Annotated in this window: 16 protein-coding genes; 11 read left to right on the top strand and 5 right to left on the bottom strand. The window is 66.1% G+C overall.

Features of this window, described 5'->3' with window-relative positions:
- Nucleotides 1-125 precede the first annotated feature (125 nt).
- Entirely contained in the window at nt 126-1,166 is a 1,041-nt protein-coding gene (locus OHB26_RS32105) for an Lrp/AsnC family transcriptional regulator (RefSeq protein WP_330180999.1), read from the top strand.
- A 157-nt stretch (nt 1,167-1,323) separates the two neighbouring features.
- Nucleotides 1,324-3,126, top strand: coding sequence for a sulfatase-like hydrolase/transferase (locus tag OHB26_RS32100; protein ID WP_330180998.1), 1,803 nt, complete (start codon nt 1,324-1,326; stop codon nt 3,124-3,126).
- On the opposite strand, the gene OHB26_RS32095 is transcribed toward OHB26_RS32100, so the two are convergent.
- Nucleotides 3,086-3,415: a DUF202 domain-containing protein gene (locus OHB26_RS32095; RefSeq protein ID WP_330180997.1), complete on the bottom strand. Its 330-nt coding sequence runs from the start codon at nt 3,413-3,415 to the stop codon at nt 3,086-3,088. The genes OHB26_RS32100 and OHB26_RS32095 overlap by 41 nt on opposite strands.
- Nucleotides 3,416-3,497: 82 nt before the next feature.
- Nucleotides 3,498-3,860: a YidH family protein gene (locus OHB26_RS32090; RefSeq protein WP_330180996.1), complete on the bottom strand. Its 363-nt coding sequence runs from the start codon at nt 3,858-3,860 to the stop codon at nt 3,498-3,500.
- 177 nt (nt 3,861-4,037) lie between these two features.
- On the opposite strand from OHB26_RS32090, the gene OHB26_RS32085 reads away from it, so the two are divergent.
- The 5 genes from OHB26_RS32085 to OHB26_RS32065 all read left to right on the top strand — a co-directional run bounded on the left by OHB26_RS32085 (nt 4,038) and on the right by OHB26_RS32065 (nt 11,175).
- The gene (locus OHB26_RS32085; protein ID WP_330180995.1) at nt 4,038-4,946 is read left to right on the top strand and encodes a formylglycine-generating enzyme family protein; all 909 of its coding nucleotides are present in this window, start codon (nt 4,038-4,040) and stop codon (nt 4,944-4,946) included.
- 64 nt (nt 4,947-5,010) lie between these two features.
- Nucleotides 5,011-5,577, top strand: coding sequence for a PadR family transcriptional regulator (locus OHB26_RS32080; protein ID WP_330180994.1), 567 nt, complete (start codon nt 5,011-5,013; stop codon nt 5,575-5,577).
- A 106-nt stretch (nt 5,578-5,683) separates the two neighbouring features.
- Entirely contained in the window at nt 5,684-7,249 is a 1,566-nt protein-coding gene (locus OHB26_RS32075) for a sulfatase family protein (RefSeq protein ID WP_330180993.1), read from the top strand.
- Between the two features lie 316 nt (nt 7,250-7,565).
- The gene (locus OHB26_RS32070) at nt 7,566-8,918 is read left to right on the top strand and encodes an MFS transporter (protein ID WP_330180992.1); all 1,353 of its coding nucleotides are present in this window, start codon (nt 7,566-7,568) and stop codon (nt 8,916-8,918) included.
- Nucleotides 8,919-8,958: 40 nt separating this feature from the next.
- A complete protein-coding gene (locus OHB26_RS32065) occupies nt 8,959-11,175 on the top strand; it encodes a glycoside hydrolase family 3 N-terminal domain-containing protein (protein WP_330180991.1) in 2,217 nt (738 codons plus the stop codon).
- Nucleotides 11,176-11,194: 19 nt separating this feature from the next.
- Here OHB26_RS32065 and OHB26_RS32060 read toward each other — a convergent pair whose 3' ends face one another.
- Entirely contained in the window at nt 11,195-11,812 is a 618-nt protein-coding gene (locus OHB26_RS32060) for a TetR/AcrR family transcriptional regulator (protein ID WP_330180990.1), read from the bottom strand.
- Between the two features lie 102 nt (nt 11,813-11,914).
- Nucleotides 11,915-13,141: a lipase family protein gene (locus tag OHB26_RS32055; RefSeq protein ID WP_330180989.1), complete on the bottom strand. Its 1,227-nt coding sequence runs from the start codon at nt 13,139-13,141 to the stop codon at nt 11,915-11,917.
- Nucleotides 13,142-13,315: 174 nt separating this feature from the next.
- Here OHB26_RS32055 and OHB26_RS32050 point away from each other — a divergent pair, with 174 nt between their 5' ends.
- From OHB26_RS32050 to OHB26_RS32035, 4 genes are all read left to right on the top strand, one after another.
- The gene (locus tag OHB26_RS32050) at nt 13,316-14,593 is read left to right on the top strand and encodes a GDSL-type esterase/lipase family protein (RefSeq protein WP_330180988.1); all 1,278 of its coding nucleotides are present in this window, start codon (nt 13,316-13,318) and stop codon (nt 14,591-14,593) included.
- A gap of 101 nt (nt 14,594-14,694) precedes the next feature.
- Nucleotides 14,695-15,525, top strand: coding sequence for an SDR family NAD(P)-dependent oxidoreductase (locus OHB26_RS32045; protein WP_330180987.1), 831 nt, complete (start codon nt 14,695-14,697; stop codon nt 15,523-15,525).
- Complete coding sequence (locus tag OHB26_RS32040) at nt 15,518-16,798, top strand: MFS transporter (protein ID WP_330180986.1); 1,281 nt, start codon at nt 15,518-15,520, stop codon at nt 16,796-16,798. Before OHB26_RS32045 ends, OHB26_RS32040 begins: the two co-directional genes overlap by 8 nt.
- 25 nt (nt 16,799-16,823) lie before the next feature.
- The gene (locus OHB26_RS32035) at nt 16,824-17,996 is read left to right on the top strand and encodes a glycoside hydrolase family 1 protein (RefSeq protein WP_330180985.1); all 1,173 of its coding nucleotides are present in this window, start codon (nt 16,824-16,826) and stop codon (nt 17,994-17,996) included.
- Nucleotides 17,997-18,005: 9 nt separating this feature from the next.
- Here OHB26_RS32035 and OHB26_RS32030 read toward each other — a convergent pair whose 3' ends face one another.
- Nucleotides 18,006-19,310 (bottom strand): family 1 glycosylhydrolase, encoded by a 1,305-nt coding sequence (locus OHB26_RS32030; protein WP_330180984.1) that lies wholly within the window; start codon nt 19,308-19,310, stop codon nt 18,006-18,008.
- Nucleotides 19,311-19,391 lie beyond the last annotated feature (81 nt).

Here is a 19,391-nt window from a genome sequence, read left to right as displayed (position 1 = left end):
TGCCTCGGTTCCTTCCGGCCCGCTGGCGGCCGTGGTTCCGGCCGCCGCAACGGTGCGAGGAGGCTATCGTTCAGTTTCGAATGTTCTGCTTGATGCACATGAAATTGGCGATATCAGGAGTACTGATGCAGGAATCGTTCACTCTCGATGAGCTGGAGCTGCAATTGGTCAATGCGATCCAGCTCAACCCCCGCGCGTCATGGAATCTGATCGGCGGCGTGCTCGGCGTCGATCCGGTCACCGCGGCCCGTCGATGGGAGCGGCTCACCGCGCTCGGCCTGGTGTGGACCTCGGTCTATCCGGGCACCCCGTGGGAGTGGGATCTGGTCGGCGCGAATATCTATGTGCGCTGCGCGGCGGGCAAGGCGGGCGCGGTGGCCGAGGCGCTGCGCGCGGACCATCGGGTGGCCACCATCGAGCACATCACCGGCGAGGGCGATCTGTCGCTCACCGTCTTCACGCCGAACCTGGCGGAATTGTCGTCCTATGTGCTCACCTCGCTGGGTTCCATCCGTGGCGTTCGTGATTGCCGGACCCATGTGCTGACGGCGGTCTACACCGAGGGCAGTCGGTGGCGATTGCGGACCTTGGACGCCGGGCAGCGTGATCGTATTCTCGCCTCGCGACCGGCGACCGAGCCGAAAAGCGGTGGCCCGCTCAGTGAGGTCGACCAAAGGCTCTACGCGGCACTGGAACTCGATGCTCGCGCCGGTTTCACCGAACTGGGCGCCGCGGCCGGTGTCAGCACCTCGACCGCGCGCCGGCGGGTGAACGCCATGCTCGCCGGTGGGCGCATCGTCACCCGCTGCGAGGTGGCGCAGCCGGTATCGGGGTGGCCGATCAGCGCATCACTGTGGTGCCGGGTGCGCCCCGCGGATCTGGATCGGGTCGCCACGCAGGTGGCCCGACTGCCCGAGACTCGTTCGTGTTCCTCGGTGACCGGCGGCCGGGCGAATCTGCTGCTGTCGGTGTGGCTGCGGTCGGCGGCGGATATCCACCGCCTCGAGGCTTCGCTCGCCGATCAGGTCCACGATCTGGAAATACTGGATGTGGCACTGTCCCTGCGGCACGTCAAACGCATGGGCAGACTCCTCGATGAGCACGGCCGTGCCGTCGGGGTGGTTCCGATGGTGGCTCCCGAGACCTGGTCGGCGGATAAATCATAAGTTCTTAAGAACTTAGGTGAACCGGTTTCCGCTGATGCCAAGTCGTGTTAAAAAGGTCTGTCCGCAGCTGAATTGAAGTCGCTGCACACTCACATATATGCACAAGAAGATACTTGCGGCCTGCCGGTGCGCAGTGCTCGACCCGAAGGGATAGTCCATGCGAGCGATCATGGTGATGTTCGACAGCTTGAACAGGCATCTGCTGCCGCCCTACGGCGGTGACTGGACGCACGCTCCGAACTTCGCACGGCTCGCCGAACGCACCGCCACCTTCGACAACTGCTGGGCCGGATCGATGCCGTGTATGCCCGCGCGCCGCGAAATCCACACCGGCAGGCACAATTTCCTGCATCGCAGCTGGGGGCCGCTGGAACCCTTCGACGACTCCATGCCCGAGATGTTGAAGCAGGCGGGCGTCTATACCCATCTGGCCAGCGATCACCCGCACTACTGGGAGGACGGCGGCGCGACCTATCACGGCCGCTACAACAGTTGGGAGTTCTTCCGCGGTCAGGAGGGTGATCCGTGGAAGGGGCAGGTCGCCGATCCGGAGATTCCGGAGGATCTCAAGCGGATGCGGCACACCAGCTATCGGCAGGACTGGGTGAACCGGCAGTACATGGACACCGAGGCCAGGCATCCGCAGACCCTGACCTTCGACGCGGGAATCGAGTTCCTGCAAACGAATTCGGGCCAGGACCGCTGGTTCGTACAGATCGAGACCTTCGATCCGCACGAACCGTTCTACAGCCACAAGCAGTACAAGGACCTGTATCCGCACGACTACGACGGCCCGCATTTCGACTGGCCGGACTACAAGCGGGTGACCGAAACGCCGGAGCAGACCCAGCACGCGCGCTTCGAATACGCCGCGCTGTTGTCGATGTGCGATCACTCGCTGGGCCGCGTCCTGGACCTCATGGATGAGCACGATATGTGGCAGGACACCATGCTGATCGTGAACACCGATCACGGGTTGCTGTTGGGTGAGAAGAGTTGGTGGGGCAAATCGGTGATGCCCTGGTACAACGAACTGGTTCACCTGCCGCTGTTCGTGTGGGATCCCCGGGCCGCCGATGCGGCCGGGCAGCGTCGCGAATCATTGGTGCAGACAATCGATCTGGCGCCGACACTGCTGGAATTCTTCGGGGTCGAGCGCACCGGCGATATGCGAGGCGAGCCGCTGCCGGTCGCCGCGGACACCCACGCCCGGGAGGCCGGGCTGTTCGGGATCCACGGTGGGCACGTCAATATCACAGACGGCCGCTATGTCTATATGCGCGCACCGGTTTCGGCGGAGAATCAGCCGCTCGAGGAATTCACCCTCATGCCGACCCATATGCGTACTCGCTTCGGCGTCGACGAACTCGCCGATCTGACGCTGGCGGAGCCGTTCAGCTTCACCAAAGGTGTTCGGACACTGCGTATCTCCGGTCGTACGCTGTTGAACTCCTATCAGTTCGGCAGCCTGCTGTTCGATCTCTCGGTCGATCCCGAACAACTGGACCCGATCCAGGACGATGCGGTCGAGCTGCGCATGGCCGGGCTGATGGTCGACCTCATGCGCGAGAACGACGCGCCCGCAAGCCAATTCGAGCGCCTCGGACTACCCGTGGACGGACCGGTCACCGCAGCGCACCTGCTGGTGGGTGCGCAGCGCGCGATGTCGCTGCAGAATATCGAGCCGCTACCCAAGCCCGAGGACTTCGCGGGCGGTGGCGCGGCGCTGCTGAGTCCGGTGCGCGCACTGCTCGCCGATCCGGTGATCGGCGCGGTACTGCACCGGCATCTGCCGATTCTGGGCGATACCGAGGTACTGCAGATGATCGGTCAGGCCGGTCTGCTCGATATCGCGGCGGTGGCGCGCGGGGCCGTCCCGGTGGCGAAACTGCATGCGATCGCGGACGAATTGGCCGCTCTCACCAGCGAAGTAACGACATCGACAGCGTCACGGCAATGACCGTCGCGACCGTGGCCACCGCGCAAACGGTGGCCACGATCGCGGTCGCGGGGGGCGCGGTGTGCCCGGCCCGCAAGTGCCGATTGCGCTTATGGCCGATGACCCAGACCACGAGGAGGGCGACCATCGCGGCCGATACGGCTGCGGTGTTTCCCAGTGAGTGCGTCACGACGGCTTGGTGGGCGAGCAGGAGCGTCGCGGTGCACAGCGAAGCGATGGTGCGTCGCCATGCCAGGGCGGTGCGTTCGGTGGCGAGTCCGCTGTCCCGCGTCGCCGTGGGCGATTCCATGATCATCGATGCCCGCCCGTCAGTGGATCGCGCGCGGCATCGACTCGCGCCGCGCATCGAATCCGGCTCGGTCCAAGGGAATTCACCACAGCACGACGGCGGCCGCCGACAGGGCGGCGATGACGGCGGTTCCGGCCGCGAGTACGGGTACCGACCCGGGGCCGGGCAGTTCCCGTCCGGCGCGCATCGCCCGCTCGACCATGCGCCACCGCCGGTACGCGCCGAGCGAGAGCGTCAAGGCGAGTGCGACGCACACCAGGACCGCGAGCCGCAGCATGGGCCCGCCGCCGATCGGCTCGATGAGCGAGTGCACCGCGACCGCGCCCGCGAGCAATCCGAGCGAGGTTCGGATCCAGGCGAGGAAGGTGCGTTCGTTGGCGAGGGTGAATCGGTAGTCGATCGGTTCCGGCGCGGTCGGGCTCGGATTGGGATTGTGCGATACCACCAGGGTTACCTTCAGATCGGGCTCCGGCAGCCGCGTCCGAGCGGTTCGTACGCGCCACCTATGTACATTAGAATATAACAGCACGATCGAAAGGGAACGGCGGTAACAGTGGACCCAGTGCAGTCGCCGAGCTGCTGTGCGCCCCGGCGCGCGGCAGCCGATACACCGGCAGCGGACATGCTCCTGCCTGTCGCGCCATCGACGCCCGGTGCCGCGGTCGCCGATCTCGACGGCATGGTCGCCCTGTCGGGCGGTGAATTCCTGATGGGCAACGCACACGATGACGGGTATCGATCCGATGGTGAGGGGCCGGTCCGCCCCGTCCGGCTGGATCCGTTCCACCTCGATGCCCGCGCGGTCGACAATCGGCGGTTCGCGGCCTTCGTCGCGGCCACCGGATACCGCACCGAGGCCGAGCGTCTGGGCTGGTCATACGTTTTCGCGGGTTTCCTGCCCGCCGATGTCCGCCGCCGCTCGCAGCGGCCCGAACGCACCCCGTGGTGGTGTGCGGTCGAGGGTGCGGTCTGGGATCACCCGGAGGGGCCGGGCAGCGCATTGGACGGGCGTGCCGATCATCCGGTCGTGCACGTGTCCTGGAACGACGCCCACGCCTACTGTGCGTGGGCGGGCAAAAGGCTTCCGACGGAAGCGGAGTGGGAGTACGCGGCGCGCGGTGGCCTGGCCGGGGCGCGCTACCCCTGGGGCGATGAGCTCGACCCGGGCGGTGCGTACCGGTGCAATATCTGGCGTGGCAGTTTTCCCTCCAAGAACACCGCCGCCGACGGATACCGGGGCACCGCCCCGGTGGATGCCTTCGCGCCCAATGGATTCGGCCTGTACAACATGACCGGCAATGTGTGGGAGTGGTGTGCGGACTGGTGGGGGACCGGTCACGGTGCGGACCTGGCGATCAACCCCGCGGGCCCGCCCGCGGGGGAGGCCAAGCTGATCCGCGGCGGTTCGCATATGTGCCACGACTCGTACTGTTTCCGCTACCGGGTATCGGCTCGTTCGGCCAATACCCCCGACAGTTCGAGTGCGCACACCGGTTTCCGATGCGCGGTTTCGGCTGCGGAACCGTCTTGACCCTTGACACGCGGAACCGCCGATGCGATTCTCGTTATTAAGTTCCTAGGAACATAGGAGACCAATGCAGCTCGACTACGTGATCCTCGGCGCGCTCGCGCTGGGCCGCTACTCCGGCTACGACCTGCGCCGCTGGATGGAGGGCTCGGGCCGCTATATCGGCTACGGCGTTCAGCTGCCGCAGATCTACCGCCGCCTCGGCGTGCTCGTGGACCGCGGACTGGTCGAGTTCGAGGTCGATCCGCGCGAGGGTCGTCCCGACGCGAAGGTCTACTCGCTGACCGAGGCCGGGCGCGCCGCGCTGCTGGAGTGGGCGCGCTCGCCCTTCGAGCCGTCACCCCGGCCGATGGATCCGGATTTCAAGCTGCGCTTCTACTTCGCCGGGCAATTGGATCGCGAGATCGCGATCGATATCGTCCGCACCGAACTCGAATACCGCCTGAAGCACGACAATCTCACCGCCGAGGCGCCGAGTCCGACCGGGTACGAAGCGCAGATTCCGGACCTGGATCCGGAGTGGGCGCGTCAAATTCACATCATGGGCCATGAGCACGGCTACGCCTCCACCGCCGCCTACATCGCCTGGCTACAGCTCACCCTCGCTCGCTTGGAAAGGGGCGGCGCGCACTGATCCGCCGCGCTCTACCGCAGCGGCTCGAAGCGCGCACCACCCTTTGAACCGCCCCCGACCCGCGGGCGCTCCATATCAACCTCACCGCACCCTCGGGAGTTTTGCCATGCGCATTATCTATGTCGACGTCGACACCCTTCGCGCCGATCACACCACCCCGTACGGCTACCACCGGCCGACAACGCCGAATCTGCAACGCCTGGCGGACAAGTCGGTGGTCTTCGACCGCTACTACTGCTCCGATTCGCCATGTATGCCCTCGCGGACGGCGCTGACCAGCGGGCAGTTCGGTATCACCAACGGTGTCATCGGCCATTTCGGCCAGGCGGCCCAGTTCCGCCTGGACGCGGGGCACGCCCCCGAACCCGATCGCCCGATGCTGGGCCAGGCGCTCCAGTTCGGCGGCTACTACACCGCGCAGGTTTCGGTCTTCGCCGAACGCCATCGCGCCTACTACTTTCACGCCAATTTCCGCGAATCCATTCGCGCGACCAGCAATTGGGGCGATGAGGACGCCGCCGACGTCAATCGCGCGGCGATCGACTGGATTCGCCGCCATGCCGACGAAGACAACTGGTATCTGCACTTGACCTACTGGGAGCCGCACACCAATTACACCCAGCCGGTCGAGTGGACCGAGAAGATGGCCGACTCCGGGCCGGTACAAGCCTGGCCCGACGCGGAAACCATTGCGGCGCACGCGGAAATCTACGGGCCACGCAGTGCCCTGGACCTCAATTACTCCCTGGGCGGGGACGGCGGTTCTCCGGTCCCGCACAATATGCCCGACGCGATCACCTCACGCGCGGACTTCGAGCACCTGATCAACGGGTTCGACGGCTCGATCGCATACTGGGACAACCATTTCGGCCAACTCATGGCGGCGCTGCAGGAGCTCGGCATCGCCGAGGACACGGCGGTCATCGTCAGCGCCGATCACGGAGAATCCTTCGGCGAGAACGGTTCCTACGCCGAACACGGCCTGGCCAACGAACCGACCCATCGACTACCGCTGGTCGTCTACTGGCCGGGCCTCACCGATGACCTGAGCGCAGAGCAGCGCCGCAATGACGCCCTGCTCTACAACATCGACCTCGCACCCACCCTGTGCGATCTGCTGGGCCTGCGCATCCCGGCGGGCTGGCAGGGGGAGTCCTTCGCGGAAGCCCTGCGCGGCAACACCATCGACTCGCGCGACTACCTGGTCTTCGGCCACGGTGCGCACACCTACCAACGCGCGGTCCGCACCCGAGACCACCTCTACATCCGCACCTATCACCCCGGCTGCTTCCGGGCCGAATGGGAGCAACTATTCGACGTCACCGCCGACCCTCACCTGACCCGCGACCTGCTCGCGGACGAACCCGAACTCGCCGACGCGATGCGCGCCCGCCTTGCCCAATGGTGGAACACCTACGCCGGACACCCCGGCGCACTGCCGGATCCGATGCAGACGACCCTGCAAACCGGCCCCACCTACTACAACGACCCGGTTCGATACGCCCAGCACCTGCGCGATACCGGCCGCGCCCACCTGGCGAAAGACCTGGAAGAGCGGCTCCATTCCCTCACGATCCCGGTCTCCTGGCACGCCCCCGACCGCCCACGCGTCGAAGCACTGCGCAACCGCTGGGTGCAGATACTCTCCGAGCCCGCCCCGGCCACTCGATAACCAAGTCCCGCAGCCGATCCCACTTCGCCATTCCGGGGCGCACCGACCCATCGGCTCGGGATGTGTGGGCCCGTCCTCTCGGATGTACTTGCCCCGCAATCGCGGGACGCACGCGCCCTGGGCATTCGCCTCGTCATCCCGGCGCGCTTCTGGCCGGGATCCACACCGACTGCACCCCACCGGATTTCGAACGATACCGGCCAGGGCAACGCTGAAATGGCAGGCCGATCTCGCGGCCACAACCGCAGAAATGCTCACCACCGCTACCGGGCGGTCCCCGTGCGCCCTGATCTCTCCGACAAAGGAAGTCGCCACCATGTCCCAGTCCACGCCGCCGCTGGAGCCGGTATTGGTCGAAGCGATCGATCCCACCGCAACCTCCGTCCCCGATGCCATGAATTCCACTGGGCCCGGACCGGTTACCAATCGGTGGCGGCAGCTGGCATTGCTGAGCGGGCTGATCAGCATGGATAACAGCGAGGGCGCGGTGGCCTCGACGCTGTTCCCGGTAGTGCGTGTGGCACTGGGGCTGCCATTATCGGCGCTGGGTCTGATGGTCGCGGTCCACAAGATCATCCAGATGATCTTCGGGCCGGTGTGGGTGCTGGTGGCCGCGCGGATCGGGCGCAAGCGCGTGCTGGTGGTGTTCTGCGGGCTCTGGGGTGTGTGGACGGCCGCGGCGGGGTTGTCGCAGAACTTCGTCCAGTTGCTGGTGCTCTACGGGATCGCCGCGCTGGGCTTCGCCGCGGGCGGTCCACTGATCAACGGTATCCTCGCGGACCTGTTCGACGACAACAGCCGAGGCCGCGCGGCAGGGCTGCTGTACGGCGGGTTCGCCGTACTGTCGGCGGTCATCGGACCGCTGCTGGGCCAGCTGTCCCAGATCCCGGACGGCTGGCGCTACGGCTTCTTCGCTTCGGGCGGGCTCACCGTTGTGTTCGGTCTGCTGGTCTGGCGGTACTTCGAAGATCCCCGCGTCGGCGCGGCGGATGGTGCGCGAACCTCCACCGACTCGGGCGGTCTACGTTGGTCGCAGATTCGAGAACTGTTGGGGAGCAAGACGTTACAGCTGATTATCGGACAGCGGCTGATGGCCTCCCAGCTCGCGCTGACCAGCTTCGGGGTGGTCTTCCTGGTCGACGCCCGTGGTTTCAGCAATGCGGCGGCCACGACGATTCTGCCCTTCGCGATGGTGTCGTACGTGCTGGGCACCGTGCTCGGCGGGTTCGTGGTGGACCGGGTGCAACAGCGCTTCCCCGGGGTCGGGCGGCTGGCGGTATGGCAGGCATCGACACTCGGCTGGGGCTTGGCCGCCGCATTGTGCACGCAGGTCGCCTGGCCGTCCATCTGGATCTACGCGATCTGGTTCGCGATATTGGGACTCCTGCAGGGCTTCATCCCGGGCTGTAACCGTCCGGTGCTGATGTCGGTCACCCGGCCCGAACTGCGCAGCGGCGCCTTCGCCCTGATGATCGGGGCCGAATCCGCGGGCTGGGCCGTGCTCACCCTGATCATCGGTTATGTGGGCGACCGGATCGGGTTGCAGGGAGCCTTCCTCTACCTGGTCGTACTGCTCACCATTGTCAACGGCCTGTATATGTCCGCCATGTACCGGCCCTTCCTCCGCGAATCCGCCACGGTGCGAGCAGCTTTGGCGTCGGCCCCCTGATCGGCGATTCGTCCGCCTCTCATCTACCCAAGGAACAGTCATGCCACTACATCCGCTCATCAGCCAATTGACCGACGCCGAGAAGGCCGCGCTCTGTACGGGGGCGAGTTTCTGGGATCTCAATGGCGTGCCCCGACTGGGAGTCGAGGGCATCAGCGTCGCCGACGGCCCGCACGGGCTGCGCAGACAGGAGGGTGAAGCAGACCATCTCGGTGCCGCCGATTCCCTTCCGGCGACCTGCTTTCCGACCGCGTCCGGACTGGCGAGCAGTTTCGATCCGGAGCTGCTCGCGCGGATCGGAGCCGCACTGGCTGTCGAGGCGCGGGCTGTCGGGGTCGGTGTACTGCTGGGGCCAGGGGTGAATATGAAGCGGACTCCACTGTGCGGCCGCAACTTCGAATACTTCTCCGAAGACCCGTATCTGACCGGCGAGCTCGGCGCGGCCATGGTGAATGGCTTGCAGGACAATGGGATCGGCGCGTCGGTGAAGCATTTCGCGGCCAACAACCAGGAGGATCATCGAATCACAGTGTCCGCCGAGGTCGACGAACGGACCTTGCGCGAGATCTATCTCCCCGCGTTCGAAACCATTGTCCGCAAGGCGCGACCGTGGACGATCATGTGCTCCTACAACCGGCTCAACGGCACCTACACCTCGGAACATCGGTGGCTGCTCACCGAGGTACTGCGCGAGGAGTGGGGTTTCGAGGGCCTGGTGGTGTCCGACTGGCTGGCCGTCAATGACCGTGCGGCCGGTATCGCCGCGGGGCTCGACCTCGAAATGCCCACCAGCCCGGACGGACCCGCGCGAGTGCTGGCCGCGCTGGAATCGGGTGAACTCGAGCGCGCCGATCTTGATCGCGCCGCTTCGCGGGTGTTGACACTGATCGACCGGGCGCGCGCTTCCCACGGCCCCGCGGTCGTCGAGGCCGACGACCACCACGAACTGGCCCGCGAGGCTGCCCGACGGTCCGCCGTGCTGCTCCGCAATGACGGCGCGCTCCCGCTGGCGGCGACCGGTGCTCCGATCGTGGTCGTCGGCCCGTTCGCCGCGACCCCCCGCTATCAGGGCGCGGGCAGTTCGAGAGTGGTGCCGACTCGCCTGGACAATGCGCTCGACGCATTGCGTGCGGCATTGCCCGACCGGCGCATCGACTACTACCCGGACTACAATTTGGCGGCGGTTGCCGCCGCCGCCGAAGCGGCCGAGGTCATCGTCTTCGCCGGACTGCCCGATGAGGCCGAATCGGAAGGCTTCGACCGCACGATTATCGATCTGCCCGCCGAGCAGACGGACTTCCTCGCGCGACTGCGGCGCCGCCTCGGCAGACTGACCGTTGTCGTCCAGACCGGTTCCGCGGTCACCCTGCCGTTCGCCGAGCACGTCGATGCGATCCTGTTCGCCTGGCTCGGCGGACAAGCCGGTGGTTCGGCGATCGCCGACCTGCTGTCCGGTGCGCACTCACCCACGGGCAAGCTGGCCGAGACGCTCCCGGTGGATCTGCGACACACTCCCGCGCACACCGCCTTCCCGGGTGACGGGAATACGGTCGATTACCGCGAGGGTATCTTCATCGGCTACCGCTGGTACGAAACACGCGGGCTCCCGATAACTTTCCCGTTCGGGCACGGTCTGACCTACACCACCTTCGAGTACTCGGATCTCGAGGTGACCGTCGAAGGCGATACCGCCACCGCACGATTCACCATCACCAACACCGGCGACGTCGCGGCCGACGAGATCGCTCAGATCTATATCGCCGATCCCGAGTCGGAGCTCGCCCGGCCGATCCATGAATTGAAGGGTTTCACCCGCGCCCACCTCGCCCCCGGTGAATCGCGCCGCCTGAGTATCGAACTCGATCGTCGCGCCTTCGCGTACTGGCATCCGGTCAAGGGAGATTGGCATGTCGAGGCGGGTGAGTTCATCGTCCAGGTGGGCGCGTCCAGCGCCGATATCCGGCTGGCACAGACGATCCGGCTCGACGGTGACACACTGCGCCGAAGGCTCACCCCCGGTGCAACGGCCGGAGCCTGGCTCGCCGATCCGGAGTACGGGCCCGCGCTGCGCGCTGTGCTGTCCCGGGCCGCCGGCGGCTTGGTCGGGTTGCTGCTGGACAATCCCGAGGTCAATCCCGGTCGCTACCGGATGCTGCAGAGCATTCCGCTCGATCGCCTGGGCCGCACCGGAGTCGAATGCGATATCGCGGCGATCCAGGAGATCATCACAGCGGCAACAGCTCCGGTTTCGGTCTGAGAGTTGCTCCGCCAGCCCGCTATTCGCCGACCGTGATCAGATCGCGGCGCAGCACGGTGGTCAGGGCGTGCATCGCGGCGACCATATCGAAGGATTCGTCCTGGAGCCACTGCTCCTCGAGCCCCGAGATCGCCGCGATAATGACCGAAGCCAGTGCGGCGGCATCGATATCGGCCCGCACCTCACCCGCGCTGATGCCCTCTTCGATCAGCCGGGTCAGGTTGGTGCGGAAGGTCCGCGTGCGCGTGCGCGCCCACTCGCGCGCCGCTACGGGCGCACTGTCGAAATTGAAGATGCCGACGTGCGCGAGTTTGGTGAGTTCGCGATTGCGCTGATTGCGGGCGACGATCGCATCGACGATATCGAACGCGCGCGCCAGGGCCGGGCCCTCGTATTCGTGGTCGACCTCGGCGGATTCCAGGGTCTGCTGGTCCAGTTCGGCGAGTACCTCGGTCAGCAGCACTTCCTTGCTGCGGAAGTGGTGCAGCAGCCCGGACTGCGATATCCCGGCCGCTTGGGCGACGGCGGCCAGGGACGTCCCGCGATAGCCATGCGCGGCGAACAGGGTGATTGCCGCACTGATGATTTCAGCGCGGCGGACCGGCCCTGTCAGCTCGGCATCGCGGGTCCGCGCCATCGGATGTGTTCTCCTGATCGTCGATTACGTCGTTTTCGGCAGCCTAGCCGCCGTTCGAGGGGTCGCCAAGCTTGCCGACCGAGCGCACGGTGTGCCCGCGTTTCAGTGCACCGGGCCAACCTGCCGATCCCGGTCGATATTCACCGGTGGCGGACCGTCGACGGTGAACCGGGTTTCGAGGAACTCCAGAGCCGGGATCTGCCCGCCACCGGCCTCACTCACGTGGGTGCCCTGCGGCTTGCGAGTGGTCTCCACACTCGTGCCCCCGGCACGCCAGCTTCGCACCAGCGCGTCCGCCTGACCGACGGGGACGACATCGTCGGTGTCGGCCTGATAGTTGAACACGGGCATGGTCGGCGCGGTCGCGCCGAGCGAATTGCGTTGCAGCGCATCGGCCAAACGCGGGTCGCGCAGCGGTTCGGCCGTGGAGGTGATGGAGGTCAGCCGCCGAAAGGGGAAGGCCAGCAACAAATCCACCACGCACTTGTCCGCGCCGCGGGCCAGATCCGCGCGGCCGGTGTCATTGAGCATCCGGTCGATACCCGCTTCGGGGAACTCACGGGTGTACGAGACCAGCGCGCCGAAAATGAAACCCGACCACATCGTGCCGTCGACATTCGCCATGACCGCCGACAGATCCGCCGGGAGACCACCGAGCGCGGCTCCGATGAAGTCGAGTTCGGGTGCGTAGGTCGGCTGCAATTGTGCGGCCCACCCGGAAGCCGCTGCGCCACCGGAGAATCCGTCCAGCCCCCAGTGGGCGTCCGTGCCTATGCCCGCCGGTGCGAATTGCCCGGCCGCGCGGATGCCGTCGAGTACCGCGTGTCCGGACTGCGGGCCGGTCAGAAACGCCGATTTCGGGCCCTCGAAGTCCGGTGTCACCACCGCCCAGTTCTTCGCGAGCATGGCCTCGACCCGATTCTTGTCCTGGAATATGCCCATGCGGCTCGTGTACGAAGGCGCGCACCGTGTCCCGGTGGAATCCTCGGCCGACTGAATCGATACCGCCGGGCGAGTTCCGGCCCCGATCCACGGCGTGACGGGGACGAACACGGTGGTGACCGCGAGTTCCGGCATGTCATGAGAGTCGTTGGTGCGGTACGCCAATTGCCATGCCCGGGCCGGGGTGGTGGTCGCGATACCGACTTCGCGACTGGAGACGATCGCGCCATCGGCGTACGAGTCGATATCGGGTGGTGTCGCGTAGAACGGATCCTGATCCGGCACAACCACGGTGGCGCGGGTGGGCTCCTCCTGCGCGTACGCGGGGACAGCGACCGCCGACCCGAGGACCAGGAGTGCGGTCGTCGCCGCAAGACGCGAGAACATTTTCTGCCTTTCCGTAGCCGCCGGAAACTCGGCCGATGGGGTGATCGACACAGACTAGCTGACGGAGTGGTCGGTCGGTTAGTCTTCGGTCCGCGATGGGTGGCAACCCAATCGGTCGAGAGCAACGAGAGGGCCCAAGTGATCAGGTGTACCGGGCGCGGAGTCGTACCGGCGATGGCAGTCGCGGCAGCCGCGACACTGCTGATCGCGCCACCGCCGGCGAATGCCGGGCCGGACGGCTGTGACAGCGCTCATTGGGTGAGCAATTGGTCCGCGAGTCCGAGCGACGCGCGCCCGGCCACCGAAATCGGTGTCACACCCGCGCGGCCTCAGACGTATCGCGTGATCGCCACGCCGCATCTGGGCGGCGATAGCGTGCGAATTCATCTCACCAATCGATTCGGCAAGGAGCCGGTGACGTTCACCCGTGTCACCGTGGCGAGACAGGGGATCGGCGCTGCGGTCCAGCCGGATTCGGTGAATTCCGCATTGTTCGGTGGCCGGGAATCGATCACGGTCGCGCCCGGCGGCGATATCGTCAGCGATCCGGTATCCATCGCGTTCGCGAACTTCGCGCCATTGGCCGTCAGCATCTATATGGACTCCGCACCCTCCACGGTTCCCGGCCACGACGATGGGAACGCGACCAGTTATTACACCGGTGCGGGTTCCGGTGACCATGCCTCGGATGCGGTGGGCGAGGCGTTCGTCAACGCCACGACCCGCGTGCCCTTCCTCTCGCAGATCGACGTGCTGGCCGCACCCGATACGGCAACCGTTGTGGCCTTCGGGGATTCGATCACCGAAGGATTCGTCGGTGCCGACTTCCTCGGCAACCCGCGGCTGGATGGGGTCGTTGATCAAAATGTCCGGTACCCGGACTTTCTACAGCGCCGACTGGATGCGGCCGGTCGCAAGCTGGTGGTGACCAATGCCGGGATCGGCGGTGACCGGCTCACCCGCGACGCGATTCCGGTCATGCCGCGCTTCGGTCCGTCAGGTCTGTCGCGTCTGCAAGCGGATGTGATCGCGCAATCCGGTGTCAGCGATGTCATCGTGCTGATCGGGATCAATGACCTCGGCACTCCGATCGGCGTGGGCTATGAGGAAATGATCGATGGGTACACCACGATGATCGATCAATTCCATCGGGCGGGGCTCGCTGTCCACCTCGGGACAATTCTTCCGGCGTCGAATGCGTTGCTGCACGGGTACATCAGCATTCCGCCCGCCGATCCGGTCAGAATGAGAATCAATGCCTGGATCCGCTCCCAGGCGCTCGCGGACAGCGTCATAGATTTCGATGCCGCACTCCGCGACCCCGGGAATCCCGGCGTTGTGGACTCGCGCTATGTCGGTGCCGACAATCTGCATCCGAATCCGGAGGGCTACCGCGTCATGGCGGAGGCCATCGACATCGACCGGTTCGCCGGGAGTAGATGCCAGTCGTGAGCACACCGACCGTGTACACGGTATGCTCGCGATCGATCTAACAGACTGACTGATTGGTTGGTGAGCTCGCTGAGGTAGGCGTGGCTCGAGGAAGGACGCGAATGTCCGAGATGGACAAGACAATTCAGGGCCGGACCGCCGTGGTCACCGGTGCCGCCGGTGGTATCGGTGCCGCGCTGGCCGCCGAACTCGGAGCCCGTGGGATGTCGGTCGTGGTGGCCGATATCGATGGTGAAGGCGCGAAATTCGTCGCGGACAAGCTGACCCTGGACGGCGTGCGCGCGCTGGGCGTGCGGGTCGACGTGACCGATCGGGAATCGGTGCAGGCCCTCAGACAGGCCGCCTACCAGGAATTCGGCTCGGTCGAATTGCTCTGCAACAACGCCGGTGTGCTGCTGTTCGGCGATATCGCGGACTCTTCGATCGGCGACTGGCGCTGGCTCTCGGCGGTGAATATCGAGGGCATGCTCAATTGCCTGCACGCCTTCCTGCCCGATATGCGCGAGCGCACCGGCTGGCGGCACGTGATGAACACGGCCTCGACGCACGCCTTCCTCGCCGACCCCGGCCACACCTCGCTCTACTCCGCGACCAAGCACGCGATCCTGGGAATGACCCTCGGATTGCGGTCCGAACTGGCGGCCGACGATATCGGTGTCACCGTGCTGTGCCCCGGACAGGCCGCCACCCGCATCATGGATTCGCAGCGCAACCGCCCGGCCGCGTTCGGCCGCAAAGCGCCCGAACCCTTCGGCACCGGCATCATTCCGATGGCGATCGCACCGGAGGAGGTCGCGCGCCTGGCCGTGGAGGCCGTACTGCGGGATGCGCCAATGGTTTTCGCACTGCCCGAGCACGGGTACGACATGTTCCGGGCGCAGGTCGAGGAGATGTGGCGGCTGGCCGACAATGCCCTCGCCGACCGTGCGTAGCGACGTGTCCGGCCACTGCGCGACCGCACCGGAGCGCGAGCTCCCGCCGGAGTTGCCACGCGGCTTCCTCTCCGGACTGTTGCTCTCCTACTTCGGTCTCTACCTAGCGGTCCTGACCCCGGTGATGGTCTCGATGGCCTTCAAACTGGAGCACATCACCGACTCCTCGCAGCGCGCGACGGCCGCACTGGGGCTGGTCGCGGGTAGCGGTGCGATCGTGGGCATGATCGTGCATCCGGTCGCGGGCCGCCTGTCCGATCGCACGCGATCGAGGTTCGGCCGTCGCAGGCCGTGGATTCTCGGCGGCACCGTCACCGGGGTGATCGGGCTCGGCTGCGTCGGTCTCGCGCCGAATGTGCCGCTGGCACTTATTAGTTGGTGCCTCGCGCAGGCGGGGCTCAACGCGGCGATGACCGCGGTACAGGCGGCGGTCGCCGATCAGGTTCCCCGGGATCGGCTGGGCCGCATATCCGGTCTCGCCGGGGTCACCACTCCGCTGAGCATCCTGGCCGGGAGCCTGCTCATCACGGTGCTCGCCGGGGATATGGTGCGATTTCTGGTCCCGGGGCTGATCGCGCTGATGCTGGTGCTTCCGCTGCTCGTGCGGCTGGACGACCGACGCTTCGAGGGCATCACCGAACCCTATGGACTGCGACAATTCTCGAGTTCATTCGCCTTCGATCCGCGTAAGCATCCCAGCTTCTCGTGGGTGATGGCATCCCGGTTCCTGGTGATGTTCGGTTACGCCGGGATCGGCGCGTTCTTCCCGTTCTTTCTGGCCGAGAAGTTCTCTCTCGCCGAGGACGAGGTCACCCGCACGGTGCTGCTGGTGAATGTGGCCACCGTCGCGAGCCTGTCGCTGTCCGCGCCCATCGGCGGATTCCTCTCCGACCGGATCGGGCGGCGGCGACCGTTCGTGGCGGTATCGGGCCTGATCATGGCGGCGGGCTTGGCGCTGTTGGCCTTCGCGCCCACGCTCGGTGCGGTCATCGCCGCCCAGGGCGTGATCGGAATGGGTCTGGGCGCGTTCACTGCGGTGGACCAGGCGCTGTCCACCCAGGTGCTGCCGAATCCGGATGACACCGCGAAGGATCTGGGCCTGCTGGCCCTGGCCGGGAGTCTCCCGCAATCGATCGGTCCGGTGATCGCACCCGCGGTCATCGCGGTGGGTAGCGCGACCGCCCTGGGTGGCTACCCGGCCTGGTATCTGCTCGGCGCTGTGGCCTGTCTGGCCGGTGCCGTCTCGGTCTATCGCGTCACCGCTGTGCGGTAGCGCGGCACCAACGAAGAGGAATCCAATGCCACTGAGAGACGACTTCCTCTGGGGCGCGGCCACTTCCGCGCACCAGACCGAAGGCAACAACACCGCTGCCGATTGGTGGGGCTACGAGCAGCGGGGCATCGTTCCCGAACGCAGCGGCGACGCGGCGGACAGCTACCACCGGTACATCGAGGATATGGAGTTGCTCGCCGACGCCGGTCTCAATGCCTACCGCTTCGGTATCGAATGGGCGCGCATCGAGCCCGAGCGGGGGCACTTCTCGGCGTCGGCGCTCGCGCACTACCGGCGGATGATCGAGACCGCGCGGCTGTTCCAGCTCGAACCCGTTGTGACGCTTCATCATTTCACGTCGCCGCGCTGGTTCAGCCGGGCCGGTGGCTGGCGACATCCGGAGGCGATCGACTGGTTTTCCGGCTATGTGCGGCGGGTCAGCGCGATCCTGGGCGATATCGAATGGGTGTGCACCATCAATGAACCCAATATCGCGGCCCTCGGCCACCGCTATTTTCAATTGGCGGCCGAACCCGGGGGAGCGGCAGCCGGAATCGCGGCGGGTCGACTGGTACCCGACGATGAAATCGGTGACCTGCTGGTGCTCGCGCATCGTCGCGCCGTACGGATCCTGCGCGCGGAGACCTCGGCGAAAGTCGGATGGACGGTGGCGCAGCAGGCATTCGAGGCGACGCCCGGCAATGCGGACGCGTTCGCCCGTGCCAACCACACGTGGGAGGACAGATATACCGAAGGCGCTCAGGGTGATGACTTCCTCGGTGTCCAGTCGTATACCAGCCAGCCCGTCGGTGCGGACGGCCCGATTCCGCATCCGCCGCATCCGGACAACACCCTCACCGGCTGGGCCTATCGCCCCGACGCGCTGGGCATCGCGCTGCGCCGGGCGTGGGACACCAGCGGTGGGATACCCCTACTGGTGACCGAGAACGGCATCGCGACGAATGACGATGCGCGCCGAATCGCTTACACCACGGCGGCTTTGACGCATCTCGAGGCGGCGGTGGACGATGGTGTCGATGTGCGCGGCTACCTGCATTGGAGCGCCCTGGACAATTTCGAATGGGGTCATTGGGCCCCGACGTTCGGTCTCATCGCGGTGGACCGGACCACCTTCGCGCGCACCCCGAAACCGAGCCTGGCATGGCTCGGCGAGGTGGCGAAGAACAACGGGCTGTAGGTCTTTCGACTATCCGGCCGGATCGAGGCAGCTGTCGAGTCCGTCCACCACCGAGCAGGTGGTGGACGGCCGAGACGGGCGATAGTCCCCGGGAACCCCGCCGTTCGCGGTGAGGGCGCGGTACGCGTCGACGGCGGTCGTCGGTCTGCGGGTGAGGGTCGGGTCATTCTTCACATCGACGGTGTAGAGGCCGAATCGCGAAGTGTAGGTTCCCCATTCGTAGTTGTCGGTGATGCTCCAATAGTTGTAGCCGATCACCTTCGCACCGTCGGCCACCGCGCGCTGCACCCAGTAGACGATGTCCCGGAGATGATCCGCACGGTCGTAACCGTCGGGCCGGAGTGCGCCGTTCTCGGTCGGCATACCGTTCTCCACGACGTAGAGCGGCAGATCCGGAAAAGCCTTGGCGTAGTGGCGAAGTGCGTAGTAGATCCCGTCCGCGGCGATGCTGGACTTCCAGGGTTCGGAGAAGGTGTTGCTGTAGCTCAGGTCCGTCGGCGACATCGAGTAGTAGTAATCCAGGCCGATGAAGTCGAGTTTGTCGACCACGCGATCGAAGAACGTGGTGTCCACGGCCGCCTCCGCGGCGGGGAAGTACGCGATATTGGAGGAGACCTGCGCGCCGGGTTGTACGGCGTGGATGTAGTCGTAGATATCCCGATGCAATCGCACCCACTGGTCGAGCGCGGTGGGAATGTTCGCGGCGCTGATCCCGCCGGTGCGGACTTCCTGGAATACATAGGCCGAGGGTTCGTTGAAGGTGATCCAGAGCGGGTTGAGCCCGGAGTAGCGGTCAACCACCTTGCGCGCGTTGGCAATCCAGGCCCCGGACATCTCGGTGCTGTTCCAGCCGCCACGGTCGAAGGCCCAGCCGGGGTACACCCAATGATCGAGGGTGATCATCGGCCGCATGCCCGCGGCGTGAATCGCGTCGAGCACGCTGTCGTAGAACCCCCAAGCGGCCGGATCGTACTGTCCCGGTTGGGGTTCCAGCCGCGCCCACTCGACGCTGAGGCGGAATACCCGCACGCCCAGCGCCTTCGCGTTCGCGATGTCCTCGCGGTAGCGGTGCAGGAAGTCGGCCGACGTGCCGACCTGGTCGGTGAGCTGTCCCGTGGCCCCCAGTCGTGTCCAGTTGCTGTCGGGGGAGTCGCCTTCGATCTGGAAGCCGGAGGACGAGACGCCCCACAGGAAGTCCGCGGGCAGGGGTGCGACTCGCGGGGCGATTACCGGGTCTGGCGACGCCGCGGCCGGCGGCATGGCCATCAGGGCGAGTCCCGCGGCAGCCGCTGCCAGGGCGGTCCGTCGGCGCATCAGTTCTCCTCGTGATTCGAGTTTCCGGATCGATCCGGGTGGTTCGGCCAAGACCATAACTGACAGACCGATCGGTCAGCC

The organism is Nocardia sp. NBC_01503 (genome assembly GCF_036327755.1).
In the GTDB taxonomy this organism is placed as follows: domain Bacteria; phylum Actinomycetota; class Actinomycetes; order Mycobacteriales; family Mycobacteriaceae; genus Nocardia.
This window is presented reverse-complemented; position numbering and strand designations above follow the sequence as displayed.

Bases quoted from the DNA above. Each gene is read 5' to 3' on its own strand.
- OHB26_RS32105 (WP_330180999.1), top strand. From the start codon at position 126: ATGCAGGAATCGTTCACTCTCGATGAGCTGGAGCTGCAATTGGTCAAT.
- OHB26_RS32100 (WP_330180998.1), top strand. From the start codon at position 1,324: ATGCGAGCGATCATGGTGATGTTCGACAGCTTGAACAGGCATCTGCTG.
- OHB26_RS32095 (WP_330180997.1), bottom strand. From the start codon at position 3,415: ATGGAATCGCCCACGGCGACGCGGGACAGCGGACTCGCCACCGAACGC.
- OHB26_RS32085 (WP_330180995.1), top strand. From the start codon at position 4,038: ATGCTCCTGCCTGTCGCGCCATCGACGCCCGGTGCCGCGGTCGCCGAT.
- OHB26_RS32080 (WP_330180994.1), top strand. From the start codon at position 5,011: ATGCAGCTCGACTACGTGATCCTCGGCGCGCTCGCGCTGGGCCGCTAC.
- OHB26_RS32075 (WP_330180993.1), top strand. From the start codon at position 5,684: ATGCGCATTATCTATGTCGACGTCGACACCCTTCGCGCCGATCACACC.
- OHB26_RS32070 (WP_330180992.1), top strand. From the start codon at position 7,566: ATGTCCCAGTCCACGCCGCCGCTGGAGCCGGTATTGGTCGAAGCGATC.
- OHB26_RS32065 (WP_330180991.1), top strand. From the start codon at position 8,959: ATGCCACTACATCCGCTCATCAGCCAATTGACCGACGCCGAGAAGGCC.
- OHB26_RS32060 (WP_330180990.1), bottom strand. From the start codon at position 11,812: ATGGCGCGGACCCGCGATGCCGAGCTGACAGGGCCGGTCCGCCGCGCT.
- OHB26_RS32055 (WP_330180989.1), bottom strand. From the start codon at position 13,141: ATGTTCTCGCGTCTTGCGGCGACGACCGCACTCCTGGTCCTCGGGTCG.
- OHB26_RS32050 (WP_330180988.1), top strand. From the start codon at position 13,316: ATGGCAGTCGCGGCAGCCGCGACACTGCTGATCGCGCCACCGCCGGCG.
- OHB26_RS32045 (WP_330180987.1), top strand. From the start codon at position 14,695: ATGTCCGAGATGGACAAGACAATTCAGGGCCGGACCGCCGTGGTCACC.
- OHB26_RS32035 (WP_330180985.1), top strand. From the start codon at position 16,824: ATGCCACTGAGAGACGACTTCCTCTGGGGCGCGGCCACTTCCGCGCAC.
- OHB26_RS32030 (WP_330180984.1), bottom strand. From the start codon at position 19,310: ATGCGCCGACGGACCGCCCTGGCAGCGGCTGCCGCGGGACTCGCCCTG.